This window comes from Nannocystis punicea (assembly GCF_026965555.1).
Lineage (GTDB): Bacteria > Myxococcota_A > Polyangia > Nannocystales > Nannocystaceae > Nannocystis > Nannocystis punicea.
In genome coordinates this window covers 6,728,837-6,744,147 of record NZ_CP114040.1, presented here as the reverse complement: position 1 = coordinate 6,744,147, position 15,311 = coordinate 6,728,837, and the positions used below count along the sequence as shown (strand labels likewise).

General features: G+C 71.8%; 13 protein-coding genes. 6 read left to right on the top strand and 7 right to left on the bottom strand.

Going from position 1 to position 15,311, the window contains the following annotated elements; translation table 11 throughout:
* Positions 1–53 precede the first annotated feature (53 nt).
* Together glgB and O0S08_RS25985 are read left to right on the top strand one after the other, a co-directional pair.
* Entirely contained in the window at positions 54–2,540 is a 2,487-nt protein-coding gene (gene glgB, locus O0S08_RS25990) for a 1,4-alpha-glucan branching protein GlgB (RefSeq protein ID WP_269031969.1), read from the top strand.
* A gap of 458 nt (positions 2,541–2,998) precedes the next feature.
* Positions 2,999–4,378 (top strand): alpha/beta hydrolase, encoded by a 1,380-nt coding sequence (locus tag O0S08_RS25985; RefSeq protein WP_269031968.1) that lies wholly within the window; start codon positions 2,999–3,001, stop codon positions 4,376–4,378.
* Positions 4,379–4,501: 123 nt separating this feature from the next.
* Here O0S08_RS25985 and O0S08_RS25980 read toward each other — a convergent pair whose 3' ends face one another.
* From O0S08_RS25980 to O0S08_RS25960, 5 genes are all read right to left on the bottom strand, one after another.
* Positions 4,502–4,933, bottom strand: a complete 432-nt coding sequence (locus tag O0S08_RS25980) for a hypothetical protein (RefSeq protein WP_269031967.1) — start codon at positions 4,931–4,933, stop codon at positions 4,502–4,504.
* Positions 4,934–4,983: 50 nt separating this feature from the next.
* Positions 4,984–5,682 (bottom strand): hypothetical protein, encoded by a 699-nt coding sequence (locus tag O0S08_RS25975; protein ID WP_269031966.1) that lies wholly within the window; start codon positions 5,680–5,682, stop codon positions 4,984–4,986.
* A gap of 116 nt (positions 5,683–5,798) precedes the next feature.
* Positions 5,799–6,032: a hypothetical protein gene (locus O0S08_RS25970; RefSeq protein WP_269031965.1), complete on the bottom strand. Its 234-nt coding sequence runs from the start codon at positions 6,030–6,032 to the stop codon at positions 5,799–5,801.
* Between the two features lie 34 nt (positions 6,033–6,066).
* The gene (locus tag O0S08_RS25965) at positions 6,067–7,635 is read right to left on the bottom strand and encodes a 3,4-dehydroadipyl-CoA semialdehyde dehydrogenase (RefSeq protein ID WP_269031964.1); all 1,569 of its coding nucleotides are present in this window, start codon (positions 7,633–7,635) and stop codon (positions 6,067–6,069) included.
* A 191-nt stretch (positions 7,636–7,826) separates the two neighbouring features.
* Complete coding sequence (locus tag O0S08_RS25960) at positions 7,827–9,767, bottom strand: aconitase family protein (RefSeq protein WP_269031963.1); 1,941 nt, start codon at positions 9,765–9,767, stop codon at positions 7,827–7,829.
* Positions 9,768–9,902: 135 nt separating this feature from the next.
* Between O0S08_RS25960 and O0S08_RS25955 the strand changes: the two genes are divergently transcribed.
* Positions 9,903–10,817 carry a class I SAM-dependent methyltransferase gene (locus tag O0S08_RS25955; protein ID WP_269031962.1) on the top strand — a complete coding sequence of 305 codons (915 nt, stop codon included), beginning with the start codon at positions 9,903–9,905 and terminating at the stop codon, positions 10,815–10,817.
* Between the two features lie 76 nt (positions 10,818–10,893).
* On the opposite strand, the gene trxA is transcribed toward O0S08_RS25955, so the two are convergent.
* Complete coding sequence (gene trxA / locus O0S08_RS25950) at positions 10,894–11,223, bottom strand: thioredoxin (protein WP_269031961.1); 330 nt, start codon at positions 11,221–11,223, stop codon at positions 10,894–10,896.
* A 193-nt stretch (positions 11,224–11,416) separates the two neighbouring features.
* Here trxA and O0S08_RS25945 point away from each other — a divergent pair, with 193 nt between their 5' ends.
* The 3 genes from O0S08_RS25945 to hemA are packed head-to-tail and all read left to right on the top strand — an operon-like array spanning position 11,417 to position 13,950.
* Positions 11,417–11,803 (top strand): hypothetical protein, encoded by a 387-nt coding sequence (locus O0S08_RS25945; protein WP_269031960.1) that lies wholly within the window; start codon positions 11,417–11,419, stop codon positions 11,801–11,803.
* A gap of 6 nt (positions 11,804–11,809) precedes the next feature.
* A complete protein-coding gene (gene ccsA, locus O0S08_RS25940; protein ID WP_269031959.1) occupies positions 11,810–12,619 on the top strand; it encodes a cytochrome c biogenesis protein CcsA in 810 nt (269 codons plus the stop codon).
* Positions 12,616–13,950 carry a glutamyl-tRNA reductase gene (hemA, locus tag O0S08_RS25935; protein ID WP_269031958.1) on the top strand — a complete coding sequence of 445 codons (1,335 nt, stop codon included), beginning with the start codon at positions 12,616–12,618 and terminating at the stop codon, positions 13,948–13,950. Before ccsA ends, hemA begins: the two co-directional genes overlap by 4 nt.
* 257 nt (positions 13,951–14,207) lie before the next feature.
* On the opposite strand, the gene hemC is transcribed toward hemA, so the two are convergent.
* Positions 14,208–15,206, bottom strand: coding sequence for a hydroxymethylbilane synthase (gene hemC, locus O0S08_RS25930; protein ID WP_269031957.1), 999 nt, complete (start codon positions 15,204–15,206; stop codon positions 14,208–14,210).
* Between the last annotated feature and the right edge of the window lie 105 nt (positions 15,207–15,311).

Sequence of the window (15,311 nt, the reverse complement as noted above, 5' to 3'; positions counted from 1 at the left end):
GGCGGACGCAGACCGAGGCGCCCGCCGAGGCGCTGCCGACGAGTACGGGAGAGGTGACGCTGCCGACGAGTGAGGCGAGCGAGAAGGTGGACCTCGAGGCGGCGGCCCCGGAGAGCGAGGCGAAGGTGGACCTCGAGGCGGCTGCGAAGTCGGAAGCGCCGGAGAGCGAGGCGAAGGCCGAACTCGAGGCGCTGGTGAAGTCCGAGGCGCGCGAGAAGGCGGACCTCGAGGCGCCTGCGAAGTCGGTCGCGGGCGAGGCGAAGATGGCTGGCGAGGCGGCGAAGACGGAGGCGCGCGGGAGCGGGGCGAAGGTCGACCTCGAGGCAGCGGCGAAGTCGGCGGCGCCCGCGGGCGAGGCGAAGGTGGACCGCGAGGCGGCGGCGAAGTCGGAGGTGCCTGTGAGCGCGGCGAGTTCGGAGGTCGTCTCAGAAGTACCCGCGACCCGCCAGCCCGACCTCGATGTGAGCGAGCCCCGCGCTCCGGAGCTTCAGGACATGGCCGATCGACCCGGTTTCGAGGGGCATGGTTCAGAAAACATGTCGCAAGAGACAGCTGTTTCCGTGGAGCCGCCGAGCCCGCTCGGCGACCTCGACTTTCACTTGCTGGCCGAGGGCACGCACCTGCGCCTGTGGGAGTGCATGGGGGCGCGCCTGGTCGCGGGCGGCGAGGGGGCCCACTTCGCGGTGTGGGCTCCGAACGCGCGGTCGATCAGCGTGATCGGCGAGTGGAACGCGTGGGACCCCGCCCGCGACCCGCTGCAGGCGACGCGCGGGGGCGTGTGGACCGGCTTCGTGCCGGCGGCCCGGCGCGGGATGCTGTACAAGCTCCGGATCGTCGGCGCCAACGGGGCGGTGGTCGACAAGGCCGACCCGCACGCGCTGATGAGCGAGTCGCCGCCGGCGACCGCGTCGGTGGTGTGGGACCACGCGTACGAGTGGGGCGACGCGACCTGGCTGGCGCGGCGGGCCGAGCGGCAGGGGCCGACGGCGCCGATGGCGATCTACGAGGTGCACCTGGGCTCGTGGCTGCGCGGGCCGGGCGGGGAGCACCTGTCCTACAAGGCAGTCGCGCCGAAGCTGATCGCCCACGTGCGCGCGCTCGGCTTCACCCACGTCGAGCTGATGCCGCTGACGGAGCACCCGTTCTACGGCTCGTGGGGCTACCAGGCGACCGGCTACTTCGCGCCGACGCGCCGCTACGGCGAGCCGCAGGAGCTGATGGCGCTGATCGACGCGCTCCACCAGGCGAACATCGGCGTGATCCTCGACTGGGTGCCGGCCCACTTCCCCAACGACGGGCACGGGCTGGTCCACTTCGACGGCACGCACCTGTACGAGCACGCCGATCCGCGCCGCGGGGTCCACCCGGACTGGAACACGATGATCTTCAACCTCGCGCGCCACGAGGTCCGCAGCTTCCTGCTCAGCTCGGCGCTGATGTGGCTGCAGGCGTTCCACGTCGACGGCCTGCGCGTCGACGCGGTGGCGTCGATGCTGTACCTCGACTACTCGCGCAAGGAGGGCCAGTGGCTGCCGAACCACCTCGGCGGGCGCGAGAACCTCGAGTCGATCGAGTTCCTGCGCGCGCTCAACCAGGCGATCCACCGCGAGGTGCCGGGGGCGATCGTGATCGCCGAGGAGTCGACGGCCTGGCCCGGGGTGTCGCACAAGGTCGAGGACGGCGGGCTCGGGTTCGACTTCAAGTGGGACATGGGCTGGATGCACGACACGCTGCGCTACTTCGGGCGCGACCCGGTGACGCGCTCGCAGCACCACCGCGACGTCACGTTCCGCATGATGTACGCCTACTCCGAGCGCTTCATGCTGCCGCTGTCCCACGACGAGGTGGTGCACGGGAAGGGCTCGCTGGTCCGCAAGATGTCCCCCGGCGGGACGGGCGGGGCGTCGGCCCGGCTGGCCAACCTGCGCCTGCTCTACACGTACATGTTCGGGCTGCCCGGCAAGAAGCTGCTGTTCATGGGCGACGAGTTCGCCCAGGTGCGCGAGTGGAACCACGACGGCCAGCTCGACTGGGGGCTGCTCGCCGACGCCGACCACGCGGGGCTGATGCGGTGGGTCGGTCGCCTCGGCCACCTGCTGCGCGCCGAGCCGGCGCTGTACGAGCTCGATCACGATCCGCTCGGCTTCCGCTGGGCGGTCGTCGACGACTACAAGCGCAGCACCCTGGCGTTCCTCCGCCGCCCGCGCCAAGGGGCGGTGATGCTGGTGATCCTCAACTTCACACCGATGACGTGGACGAACTACACGATCCCGTTCGAGGCGCCCGGCGAGTGGACGCGCATGCTGTCGTCCGACGAGGCGCAGTTCGGCGGGTCGGGGCACGCGGGGCCGGACCGCCTGATCGCCGACCACTCGGCCGGCGGCGCGCTGCCGTGCGCGGCCACGCTGGACCTGCCGCCGCTCACTGCGCTGGTCTATCGCGGGCCGGAGGTCAGAGCCTACGACGCGGCGGCGCTCGAGCTGCGCGAGGCGCTGGCGGCCGAAGCCGAGGCGGCCCGCAAGGACGCGGCGGCCAGCTGAGACGGGCGGCCGCGAAGGCCGCTCGCAAGTCGCCAAAAATGTGCCGGCGTCCGCGAAGCGCGACAGTTCTGCTCGAGAAGTGCGGTCGCGGGCGAATCGAGCCGTGCTCTGTCCGCAGGGACGTGCCGACTTCCGCCGCCGGGACTCCTTCAGCGACCTGCACGCGAGGTCGCTGAGGGCGCACGCGTACCTGTCCTTTCAGACAGAACCACGGAGCATGTCCGATGGGACATGTTAGAGAGGTGCCGAAGATGCCCTCATGGACAGGTGCGTAGCCGGGCGCCGCCGTGCTGGGGGTGCAGCAGCTCAGGAGGCCGGGCGAGCCGGCGGGAACGGCTGGCTTTCGGGACATGTGAGGCGCGGGCCTGGTCGAACACGCGCCGATCCGCGCGAGGAACGGTGTTAGGGCCCGGTCTTGAGTCGCACGCCGGACGCGGTTGTCGTGTATTGTCGCGGGCATGCGCGCCGCGCCCCGCAGCCTCTCGCTCGTCGCGTTCGTCCTCGCCTGCCAGCCCGACAAGGGCGCGGAGTCCGACAGCGACGCGATGACGACGGCAAAGCCGTCGACGTCGTTCGGCGAGAGCTTCACGACCAGCGAGTCGACGCCGACGACCGGCGAGACGGGCGCGGAGACCACGACGTCCGGCGAGACGACGGCGGAGACCGAGGCGAGCACCGACGCGACGACCACCGGCGGGCCCGAGCTGCCCGAGGACGAGGCGCTGTTGCGCAAGGCGATCGCCGGCGAGGTCGACGCGGAGGAGGCGATGCGCACGATCGCCGATCGCGGCGGTTTCCCGGTGGCTGCCGCCTCGGGCGGCTTCCTGTTCGCCTGTCTCTGCGGACAGGGCGCGTGGGCTCTGGCCGGCGACCACAACGACTGGGCGCCGGCGCCGATGAGCCAGGCGGGGCCGCTGTGGTGGATCGAGGCGGACATCGCCGCGCCCGACGGCTCTTTATATAAATTCAATGAGCCGGACTCGGCCCAGTGGATCGCAGATCCGTACGGCCGGCGCCACGGCTACGACGACTTCGGGGTGTACTCGCTGGTGCGCGCGAGCGCGGCGCACCTCGAGCGCTGGTACGCGATCGAAGACGCGGACCTCGGGCTGGCGCCGCGCGACCTCGAGGTGCTGGTGCCGCAGGACGAGGCCTTCACCCACGTGCTGTACGTGCACGACGGGCAGAACCTGTTCGACCCGAGCGCCTTCTTCGGCGGCTGGCAGCTCAATACGAGCGCGCCCCCGGGCATGCTCATCGTCGGGATCACGAACACGCCGGCGCGCATGGACGAGTACACGCAGGTGCCCGACGAGCTCGACGGGCAGCCGGTCGGCGGCGAGGGGGCGGTGTACGCGGCCCTGGTCGACTCGGTGATCCGCCCGCGCATGGAGGCGGCGTACGGGCCGGCCGAGGTGGTGGGGACGATGGGCTCGTCGCTCGGCGGGCTCATCAGCCTGGTGATCGCGGACCTGTACCCCGACCGCTACGACATGGCCATCAGCATGTCGGGCACGGTCGGCTGGGGCTCGCTCGAGCTGCACAACGAGACGATCCTCGAGACCTACCAGGCCGCGGGGAAGCGCGACTTCACGATCTACATCGACAGCGGCGGCGAGGGTTCGTGCGTCGACGCCGACCAGGACGGGATCGAGGACGACGCGCCGGACTCGTTCGACAACTACTGCGAGAACGCGCAGCTCCACGCGATCCTGCAGTCGATCGGCTACGCGCCCGAGGTCGACCTGTTCTACGTGCACGCGCCGGGGGCGATGCACAACGAGCTCGAGTGGGCGGCGCGCGTCGGGGTGCCGATGCAGATCTTCGCCGGACTCTGAACTCTTCGCGCTGTGAATCGCGCGAGCGAAGGCGCCAGCCGGGCGGTGGCGTTCGGTTCGATGCCGTCGCTGCGCGGCTTTGCCGAGGAGCTCTTCGGCGGCTCGAGCGGGTCGAGGCGCCGCTCACTCCGCGAATTCCCGGGTGCCCCCGCGGGGCGATCGGCAGTACGCGTGCATGTCCCGGTTGCTTCGCGGATCGAGGGGCGTGTATCCGGACAACAGACAGAGCGCCTCCGGATCGTCGCAGTCGCGGCGCGAACGACATTCGATGCGGTCGCTGAGCACGCAGTGCGCGAACACGCAGCGCTCGACGGCGCGGCACTCCTTGTCGTGCGCGCAGGGCAGGCATCGGCCGTCGATGCACGCCCGGGCCATCGAGCACGTGCCATCCGGCATGCATGGCCAGACCGTGGTGGGATCGGGCAGCATGCCTTGCCACTCGCGTTCGGGTCGGGAGAAACGATTCGCCGGCGCGCCCGGGCAAGCCGCGAGCGAGGTGCCGGCCACGCACAGCAAGAGCGCTGCCAGCGAGCACCATCGGAAGAGGGTCCGCACCCGGCGAGTCTATCCGGGGACGGTCGGCTGGGCTCGATCTCTGGGACGGCTCAGAAGATCCCACACATCGACAGGCAAGTCGCGAGCGGCTCGCCGGACCCCGCCTTCTCGACGCAATCCAGCCGGGCCGCCGGGTCGGACTCCTGCAGGCACTGCTCGAAGACCTCCGCCGGCTGCAGCGAGCGGTGGACCAGGTCGTCGGCGTAGAAGTCATCGAGGGCGGCGCCGCGGTTCTCGAACGCGGTGCCGTCTGCTTGCACGTAGAGGAAGGTCCATTCGTTCATGAGCTCCGGCATGCCCCAGTGGTAGATCACCCGGAGCTGCCCCGGCGTCCGGTCGCGCAGGGCCGTCAGCGCGCACTCCAGCGCCGCGGGGTTCTCCACGACCGCGATGTCGCCGTCGTGTGCGACGAGGATGTCGTCGCAGGCGACGGTCGCTTCGCACAGCACCTCGGTCGGCGTTTCGCAGCCGGAGGAGTGGGCGAAGCAGCAACAATCGCTCGCCGGTTCGTCGATCGGACACGCTTCGCCGGTCGACGTCGGTGCCGTGGTCTCGGCCGTGGTCGTGGGGTTGGTCGTGGTCTCGGCCGTGGTCTCGGCCGTGGTCGTGGTCGTGGGGTCGGCCGTGGTCGTGGTCGTGGGGTCGGCCGTGGTCGTGGGGTCGGCCGTGGTCTCCGCGTTGCCGGGAGTGCACGCCGCGCAGAGCAGGAGCAGCAGGCCGTACCAGGGATGATTCGTTAAGCTCTTCATGCCCCGAGCCTAGCAGACGGGCGTCGATCCGGGTATGTCCGAACGAGCATGTCCTCCTGGACATGTTCATACCGACACAGCTTTACGGACATGTCCTCTGGAGCCTAACGGCCCGATCAGCGGAGGTCGAGGTCGACGTCGACGCCCTTCTGGCGGCAGGCGGCGAGGATCTCCTCGGTCAGCTGATCGGTGTCGCGGCTGTCCCCGGGCGGGAGGGCCAGGATCACGCGCGGGCGCTGGGCCTCGAGCGCGGCCATGCGCTCGCGGTGCTCGAGGAAGCGGGCGAAGCCGGCGTAGGCGACGCCCCCGAGGACCGCGACGAGCACGACCAGCGCGATCAGGATCGGCATGCGTGCTCGAGGATAGCGCGCAGGCGGGCGGGCGTCAGCCGCCGAACAGGCGCGCGAGCTGGCTCGCGCCGCCCTGCACGGCGGTGCGCTGCATGTAGAGCTCGAGGCCGAGGCGCCCGCCGAGCTCGGCGCCGCCGCCCGCGCGGCCGGGGCCGCCGTGCTGCGCCTGCGGGAACACGCCGCCGGGGCTGAAGGAGCCGCCGGCGCCCTTCTCGTCGGAGAGCACGAGGCGGCCGAGCTGCGGGCCGAGCTCGGCGACGGCGCGACCGACGTACTCGCGGTCGTCGCTGTAGACGGTGGTCACCAGGCTGCCCCCGCCGAAGCCGACGATGGCGGCGGCCTGGGCGACGCTGCCGTCGTACGGGAGGAGGGTGGCGACCGGCGCGAACACCTCGACGCGGTGGAACACGGCGCTGCGTTCGAGCACGGCGGCGGCGTCGGCCTCGAGCAGGATCGGCTCGAGGAAGAAGCCCTTGCCGGCGGGGACGTCGACGAACTCGCCGCGCTGCGGGTCACCGCGGACGACGCGGGCGCGCTCGCGCAGGGCGGCGACGCCGGCCCGGGCGTCGGCGAGCTGCTGCGCGGTCGACAGCGGGCCCATCTTGACGTTCTTGCTCAGCGGGTTGCCGGTCTGCGCGGCCCGCTCGCCGAGGCGCCCCTCGAGCGCGTCGCGCAGGGCGGGGAGGGCGGCCTCGGGCACGAGGATCCGGCGGGTGGCGGTGCACTTCTGACCTGTCTTTTGGGTCAGCTCGGTGACCGCGTCGCGGACGACCAGGTCCCACAGCTCGCTGCCCTCCTGCACGTCGGGCCCGAGGACGACCGAGTTGAGGCTGTCGGCCTCGACGTTGACGCGCACGCCGTGGGTGAGGACGGTGAGGTGGCCGCGGATCTTGGCGCCGGTGTCGGCCGAGCCGGTGAAGGCGACGACGTCCTGCGGGCCGAGGTGGTTGAGGAGGTCGCCGACCGAGCCGATCAGCAGCTGGAAGGCGCCGGGCGGGAGGATGCCCGCGCCGAGGACGAGCTCGGCGATCCGGTGGGCGAGCAGGCTGGTGCTGGTGGCCGGCTTCGAGAGCACCGGCATGCCGGCGAGCCAGGCGACCGCGGCCTTGCCGAGCATGCCCCAGGCCGGGAAGTTGAAGGCGTTGATGTGGACCGCGACGCCGTGGCGCGGCTGCAGCAGGTGCTGCACGCGGACCTTGCTGGTCCGCACGACCACCGCCGGCTCGCCCTCGACCAGCCACGGGGAGTCCGGCAGGCTCTCGGCCAGCTCGGCGTAGGCGGCGAGGACGCCGAGGCCGCCGTCGACGTCGAACTTGGCGTCGCCGCGGGTGTTGCCGCCGCTGACGACGGCCAGGTCGAGCAGCTCCTCGCGGTGCGCGTGCAGGAGCTTGGCGATGGCCTGCAGGAGGGCGCCGCGTTGCCGAAAGGACATGGCCCGAAGGGCAGGTCCACCGACCTCGCGGGCGTGGCGGACGGCGTCGCCGAGGCCGCGCGCCGAGGCTGCTTCGGCCAGGACCTCTTCGGTCGCGGGGTTGACGAGCGGGGTCCTGGGACCGTCCGCGGACTGCCAGGCGCCGTTCAGGAAGCTCTCGATCACGCGCATAGAGGCGCAAACGGTACGCCGAGCGGCGCCCCACCGACAAGCCGGCGGCCGGCGCGTTCGATCACGCCTGCGCGCGCGAGTGAGGCTGCACGGGTCCGCGTCCGATCACGCCGCTGCGACGTGGCGTGCACGCAGGTGTGACGCACGCTCCGTCGCTCGCTCGCGCGGAGGGCCGCGGCCGGCGCGGGCGATCAGGCCTGCGCGCGCTCCAGGCTTCGCGGATCCGTGAGGTGACCGGTGACGGCCGAGGCCGCCGCGACGGCCGGCGACACGAGGTAGACCGGACCCGGAGCGCCCATGCGGCGATCGAAGTTGCGGTTGGTCGTGCTCGCGGTGGTCTCGCCCTCGAGCGGGATCCCCGGGCCGTTGCCGATGCACGAGCCGCAGCCGGGCGCGGTGACCACGGCCCCCAGCTCGCGGAACAGGCCGAGCAGGCCCTCGCGCTCGGCGGAGGCGCTGACCTCGGCGCTCGAGGGCGTGACGGTGACGCGGACCTTCGGCGCGAGCGTGCGGCCGCGCAGGACGTCGGCAGCGGCGCGCAGGTCGGCGAGCGAGCCGCCGGTGCACGAGGCGATGACGACGTTGTGGATCGGGACGTCGACGACGTCGGCCAGAGCGGCGCGGTTGCGCGAGTCGCCGGGGGTGGCGACGGTCAGCGGGACGTCGGCGAGGTCGATGGCGATGGTGCGCACGTACTCGGCGCCTTCGTCGGGCTCGACGAACATGGCGTCGGTGTCGACGCCGGGACGGCGGGCGCGCAGGAACTCTCGCACGGGCGCGCACGGCTCGACGACGCCGGTCATGAGGCCGCCCTCGACGGTCATGTTGGTGAGGACGCTGAGCTCGTCGACGTTCCACTGATCGAGGCCGGGGCCGCCGATCTGGATCACGCAGGTGTCGGTGGCGGAGGTGCGCCACTGCTCCTCGCGGAAGTACGGGTCGCCGATGATGTGGAGGATGAGGTCCTTCGGCGAGACGACGCCGCGGGCGTCGCCGGTGACCCAGATCCGCACCGTCTTCGGCACCGTGACCGGGATCAGGCCGGTGCGCAGCGCGAAGGCCATGGCGGTCGAGCCGACGCCGAACGCGAAGGCGTTGAGCACGCCGGCGGTCGGGGTGTGCGAGTCGGTGAGGATGATGATGGTGCCCGGGTTGCCGTACTGCTCGACGACGATGCGGTGGCACACGCCTGCGTCGTACTTCTGGCCGGGCCCGTGGATCCGGATGCCGTTCTTGAGGCTGGCGCTGACCATCTCGTCGCGCAGCTGCCGGGCCGAGTCGAGCCGCTGCTTCTTGACCCGCAGCGGGACGGTCGGCTGATCGATGAGGACGAAGTGGTCCTCGAAGGCGGCCGCGAGCTCGGGGTTCTTGACCGGCGTGTTGCCCCACTCCTGCTCGTAGAGCGACATCACCATGCCGCCGGTGTACTCGTGCACGCCGCGGAAGCCGACCTCGCACAGCACCTGGTCGCCGGGCCCCACCGCGGCGATGCCGAAGCGGTCGCCGCCGGTCCAGGTGCGCGCGGCGATGATCTTCTCGACGCAGTTGAGCGGGCGTGCCGGCGCGTCGGTGCGGTACTCGGGCTCGATCTCGCCGGCGAGCAGGCGGGTGCCGTAGCGCAGCAGGCCACCGTTTTGCACGACGGCGCGGAAGAACGGCGGCAGCTCGGCCGCGAGGTCGCCGAGGTCGACGTCCTCGCCGGCCTGCAGGCGGCCGATCACCCCGAAGTCGGTGGTGAACGGCAGGCCGCTGTAGACCATGTTCTCCTGGAAGATCCGCTGGAAGCTGCGGGCCACCACCAGCTCGATGCCGGCGCCCTGGTGGGCGACCACCGCGACCTCGCGGCTCGAGCCGGAGCCGTAGGCGTCGCCGCCGACGACGACCTGGAAGCCGCCGTCCTTGACGCTGTCCTTTTGGACCTGCTCCTTGAAGTTCTCGAGGAAGTAGGGGCCGAGGATGTCGCCGGTGTAGCCGAGGGTGCAGGCGGCGCCGCTGATCATCAGGTCGGTGTTGACGCCGTAGTGCAGCGGCGGGGCGGCGTCTGCGCGGGCGTCGAGATCCGTGCCCGTCAGCTGCTGGGTGATGCCCTGCGGGTCGTCGGTGAGCCAGAGGATCCTGCCGCGAAGCTTCATGCGATGTTCGGTTTAACACCCGTGCGCAGGCTTCGAAAGGCAAAGACGGGGACGTGCGGGGCGGGGTGACGTGGCTCAGCTCACCGGTGGTCCGCCGGATGGCCGGCCCAGTGCGGTGGAGTATGTTCGCGGCGCATGTTCTTGCGCACGGCCCTTCGCTCCCTCTCGTCGACCGTCCTGGTCACGACGCTCGTCCTCCCAGGTTGCGCCGCCAAGCCGGCCACGACGCCGGCGGAGACCCCGGCTCCCGGCGGCGAAGATCCCGCAGCCGCAGCCGCCCGCGACGCCGATCCCGCGACCGCGGAGGCGCTCAAGGCGGCGATCGCCGGCCCGCAGCGCTCGGCCGAGAACCGCGCCCGCGACCAGTACCGCCACCCGCTCGAGACGCTGCTGTTCTTCGGCCTCAAGAAGGACCAGACGGTGGTCGAGCTGTGGCCGGGCGGCGGCGGCTGGTTCACCGAGATCCTGGCGCCGACGCTGCGCGACAGCGGCAAGCTCATCGTCACCAACTTCGACACCAGCGGCCCGCCCGACGCCTACCAGACCCGCAACGGCAACAAGTTCAAGGACAAGCTGGCCGGCGCGCCCGAGGTCTACGACAAGGTCGAGGTGGTGACGGTGACCGACCCGTCGGCGCTGGTGCTCGCGCCCGAGAACTCGGTCGACCTGGTGGTCACGTTCCGCAACACCCACGGGTGGGTCGAGGACGGCATCGACGGCGCGATCTACGGCGCGGCCTTCAAGGCGCTCAAGCCCGGCGGCGTGCTCGGCGTCGAGGCCCACCGCGCCAAGCCGCAGCCGGTCGACGACCCGAAGAAGATCGCCGAGACCGGCTACCTGCCCGAGGACTGGGTGGTGTCCCGCATCGAGTCGTTCGGCTTCAAGCTGCAGGCCCGCTCGGAGATCAACGCCAACCCGAAGGACACCAAGGACTACGAGAAGGGCGTGTGGACCCTGCCGCCGTCGTTCGAGCTCGGCGACAAGGACCGCGACAAGTACGCGGCCATCGGCGAGAGCGACCGCATGACGCTCAAGTTCGTCAAGCCGTAGCGCCCGCAGGCGACTAAAACAAAAGGACAGGTCCCGAAGGACCTGTCCTTTTGTGCTGCCCTGGCGGAGCGCCGGTTCAGACGACGGTCTTGATGAACTCGGCGATCTTGCCGCGCGAGCCGCCGCCGACCATGCGGTTGGCCAGCTTGCCGTCCTTGAACAGCAGCAGGGTGGGGATGTTGGTGACGCCGTACTCGACGGCGGTGTTCTGGTTGCGATCGACGTCGAGCTTGACGATCTTGATCTGCGGGCCGAGCTCGTCGGCGAGGGCGTCGAGGTGGGGCGCGATCGCGCGGCAAGGACCGCACCAAGTGGCCCAGAAGTCGACCAGGACCGGGGTCTGCGAGTCGAGGACGTCGTTCTTGAAAGTTTGGTCCGTGGTGTGGGTGATCTTGTCGGATGCCATGGTGGTTGGGGCTGGTGAGGTGCAGGCCAGAGGGCCGTGAAGCAGTCAGGCTTGGACGGGCTTGCAGTGAGTCGGGCCGCTCGCGGCGGCGGCGCGCGGCGCTCCGGGCGTCCGCGCCGGCCAGAGCATGGTGCCGGGCCCGCGGCGGCGCAAGGGTTGTGAGGCCGCACGCGCGCGGCTACCCTGGCCGGGCATGCCGCGGATCTTCGTCGCTCAGACCCTCGTCGACACCTGGCTCTCGACCGGGGGCGTGTCCCTCGAGCAGGACCTCCTCCGCGTGTCAGGTCCGCCGTCGGTCGATCTCTTCATCAACCCCGCGGTGTGGTTCGAACGCATCGACGGCGGGGAGGCCGATCCTCATGACGTCGTCGGCCGCGTGAAGACGTCGCAAGAGCTGGCGCAGATGGGCGCCGACCATTACGAGAGCTCGGTCGTGATGGGAGACTACGCGTACACCGTGAAGCCCGGCTTCATCGCCACAGTGGTCGACGCGCGCGGCGCCGAGGTCCGCCTCGACGGGCCGACGTGGGGCCGACTCATGCAACAGATCGAGGTCCTCGGCACGTCGTCCGACAACTAGCGTCGCATGCTCGTCCTGTTCATCCTCGCCTCGCTCGCCTACGGGGCCGCGATCTTCGCGTACGCGCTCGACCCTCCCGCGAGCGAGGCGCGCGCGGACGCGCTGCACCGCGAGGCGCGCGCGGGGATTTTGCTGGCGATCGCGGCGGCGCTGCACGTCGCATGCATCGGCGCGCAGTGCGTGGCAGGCGAGCATCCGTTCGGCTCGGTGTTCCTGGCGACCAGCTTCGGCGCGCTTATCGCGGTGATCGGCGGCCTCGTGGTCGGACGGATCCGCAGGGCGGCGACGCTCGGCGCGATCGTGGCGCCGGTCGGCCTGCTCGGCCTGTCGGTCGGCGTGATGTTCGGCGCCGCGAGCGTGCACGACCCGTTGCCCGCGCCCACCAGCGCGCTCGCCAAGGCGCACATCGGCCTGGCGACGGCGGGTCTCGGCGGCTTCACGATCGCGGCGGGCATCGCCGCGCTCTACTTGACGATGGACCGGCGACTGCGGCTGAAACGCTGGAAGCCGCAGCCGGGTGGCCTGTCGCTGACCGGCCTCGAGCGCCTGCACTACCATGCTGTCATGCTGGTCGTGCCGGTGCTGACGCTGACGATCGTCACCGGGGTGCTGTGGACGGTGAAGTCGGGCGGGGTGGCGGCGATCGGCGGGCGCTGGATCGAGGTCGTGATGGCCGCGGCGGCGTGGCTGTGCAGCGCGGCGATCCTGGTGATGCGCGCGGCCCTCGGGGTGCGCGGCCGCAAGTCGGCGCTGCTCACCCTCGCCGCGTTCGCGTGCACGCTGCTCGTGCTCGTATGGTACGGGGTGCGCGCATGACGGAGCTCGTGGCGGTCGGCCTCAACCACAAGACGGCGCCGGTCGAGCTCCGCGAGCGCCTGGCCTTCGGGACAGGTGACATCGCGGCCGCGCTGTCGGCCCTGCGCGAGCGCGCCGGCCTCGGCGAGGTGATGATCGTGTCGACCTGCAACCGCGTCGAGGTCTACGCGGTCGCGCCTCACTGGGCCCGCGCCGGCGAGCGCGTGCTGCAGGCGCTCGCCGACACGCGCGCGGTGCCGCTGGCCGAGCTGGTGGCGCACACGTTCGTCCGCGGCGACCGGGCGGCGGCGAGTCACATCTGTCGCGTGGCGGCCAGCCTCGAGAGCATGGTCGTCGGCGAGCCGCAGATCCTCGGCCAGGTGAAGGACGCGTTCGAGTTGGCGCAGCGCGAGGGCACCGTCGGCGGGGTGCTCGACCGCTGCCTCGGCACGGCCTTCCGCGCGGCCAAGCGGGTCCGCAGCGAGACCGAGGTCGCTCGTGGGGCGGCGAGCGTGCCCTCGGTGGCGGTCGACCTGGCGCGCTCGATCTTCGGCGAGCTCACCGGCAGCGGCGCGCTGCTGGTCGGCGCCGGCGAGATGGCGTCGCAGGCCGGGGTCCACCTCAAGGCCGCCGGCGTGGCCGAGATCGCGGTGGTCAACCGCAGCGAGCCCCGCGGCCGCGCCCTGGCCGACGAGCTGTCGGCCCGCTTCGCGCCGTGGGACAGCCTCGACGCCGAGCTCCGCCGCGCCGACATCGTGGTGACCAGCACGGGCGCGCAGCGGCCGGTGATCGACCGCGCGCTGCTGCGACCGGTGATGAAGGTCCGCCGCGGCAAGCCGATCTTCTTCGTCGACATCGCGGTGCCCCGCGACGTCGAGCCGGAGGTGGCCCGCCTCGAGCAGGTGTTCCTCTACAACATCGACGACCTGCAGGGCATCGTCCACGACAACATGCGCGCCCGCGCGGCCGAGGCGGACCGGGCCGGGTCGCTGGTGGAGGAGGAGGTCGCCGAGTTCGTGGCCTGGCAGCGGGCCCGCTCGATCGGGCCGATCGTGCAGGCGCTGCAGCAGCACGCGCGCGCCATCGCCGAGGCCGAGCTGGGCCGCGTCCGCGGCAAGCTGCAAGGCCTGGCGCCGGAGCAGCAGAAAGCCGTCGAGGCGCTCGCCAACGGCATCGTGCAGAAGCTGCTGCACAAGCCGATGACTGCGCTGCGTCAGGCCGCCGTGGGCGAGGGCGCCGAGGCCGACCTGGCCGGCGCGGTGCAGCAGCTGTTCGGGCTCGAGGTGCCGTCGGCGACGGCGGCCGCCGAGGCGGCAGCCGGGCTGGTGAAGCCCGAGCTCGTGCGCGAGTAGTTTCGCCCGGGACGAACGACGCGTGGACGTGCGTTCGCCAAGGCGGCGGCCGCGTCGGGCGGGGCTCGCAACCGCAAAGCCGCTCGTGGTGCGCTCATCGTGGCGTCGAACTTCGCCGGCTCGCCGGGCAGGGCCTCTCGTGCATGTCGTTCAACGCTCCGCGCGAGCGCAGCGATACGGCGCTGCGGTGGAGCATGGCGTGTAGGGCATGCCCTAAAGGGCATGTGTTCTACGACATGCCCTCTCGAGCATGTGCTTCAGGTCTTGTGCGCGAGGGCGGCGAGCACGGCGTCGGCGCCGAGGCGGAGCAGGAGCTCGGCGACGGCGGTGCCGAGCTCGGCCGCGCTCGCCGGGGGGCCGACGCGGGTGGCGGTGAAGCAGGGGCGGCCGCCGGGGTCGGTGATGACGCCGCGGACGTGCAGGAGGTCGTCGCGCAGCTCGGCGTGGCAGCCCATGGGGACCTGGCAGCCGCCGTCGAGCCGGGCGAGGAAGGCCCGCTCGGCCGCGGCGACCGTGGCGGCCTGGGCGTCGTCGAGGGGGGCCACGAGGGCGCGCACGCGGTCGTCGTCGGCGCGGCTCTCGAGCGCGAGGATCCCCTGACACGCGGCGGGACAGAACTGCTCGGGATCGAGGCGCGCGTCGATTCGGTCGGCCAGGCCGAGGCGGACGAGGCCGGCGGTGGCGAGCAGGATGGCGTCGTAGTCGCCGGCGTCGAGCTTGCGCAGGCGCGTCGGCACGTTGCCGCGCAGCGGGCGGATCTGCAGGCCGGGGTTCAGGCGCAGGGCGAGGGCGCCGCGGCGCAGGCTGGTGGTGCCGAGAGTGGCGCCGGCGGGCAAGGACTGAATGGACAGGTCGCTCGGAGCATGTCCTTCGGGACAGAGAGCGGAGCGCAGGGCGGCGCCGAGGACCAGGGCGTCGCGCGCGTCCTCCCGCGGGGGGGTGCAGACGATGGCGAGGCCGGGGTGCAGGCGCCCGGGCAGGTCCTTCATGCTGTGGACGGCGAGGTCGACGTCGCCGGCGGCGAGCCGCTCCTCGATGGCGTTGACGAACAGGCCCTTGCCGCCGATCTGGTTGAGCGGGCGGTCCTGGATGCGGTCGCCCTCGGTGGTGATGTGGACGAGCTCGACGACCAGCCCGTCGCCCCACACGGCGCGCAACCGGTCGCGGATGTGGTGCGCTTGCCAGAGCGCCAGCTCGGAGGCGCGAGTTCCGATCCGCAGCGGACGATCGAGGTCGGGCTTGGTCGAGGCGGTCATGCCGGACGCGAATCATAGCGCCTGCGCTCGTGGACGCGCCACTGCGAGGAATTGGCGGCCTCCCGGGGCCGGGCGGTAGGGGCGCCGGGGCGAGCTCGGCGTGGA

Coding starts and splice junctions, on each gene's coding strand:
- O0S08_RS25970 (WP_269031965.1), bottom strand. CDS start 6,032: ATGCCGATCCTGATCGCGCTGGTCGTGCTCGTCGCGGTCCTCGGGGGC.
- ccsA (WP_269031959.1), top strand. CDS start 11,810: ATGCTCGTCCTGTTCATCCTCGCCTCGCTCGCCTACGGGGCCGCGATC.
- O0S08_RS25960 (WP_269031963.1), bottom strand. CDS start 9,767: ATGAAGCTTCGCGGCAGGATCCTCTGGCTCACCGACGACCCGCAGGGC.
- O0S08_RS25965 (WP_269031964.1), bottom strand. CDS start 7,635: ATGCGCGTGATCGAGAGCTTCCTGAACGGCGCCTGGCAGTCCGCGGAC.
- O0S08_RS25945 (WP_269031960.1), top strand. CDS start 11,417: ATGCCGCGGATCTTCGTCGCTCAGACCCTCGTCGACACCTGGCTCTCG.
- hemA (WP_269031958.1), top strand. CDS start 12,616: ATGACGGAGCTCGTGGCGGTCGGCCTCAACCACAAGACGGCGCCGGTC.
- O0S08_RS25985 (WP_269031968.1), top strand. CDS start 2,999: ATGCGCGCCGCGCCCCGCAGCCTCTCGCTCGTCGCGTTCGTCCTCGCC.
- hemC (WP_269031957.1), bottom strand. CDS start 15,206: ATGACCGCCTCGACCAAGCCCGACCTCGATCGTCCGCTGCGGATCGGA.
- O0S08_RS25955 (WP_269031962.1), top strand. CDS start 9,903: ATGTTCTTGCGCACGGCCCTTCGCTCCCTCTCGTCGACCGTCCTGGTC.
- trxA (WP_269031961.1), bottom strand. CDS start 11,223: ATGGCATCCGACAAGATCACCCACACCACGGACCAAACTTTCAAGAAC.
- O0S08_RS25975 (WP_269031966.1), bottom strand. CDS start 5,682: ATGAAGAGCTTAACGAATCATCCCTGGTACGGCCTGCTGCTCCTGCTC.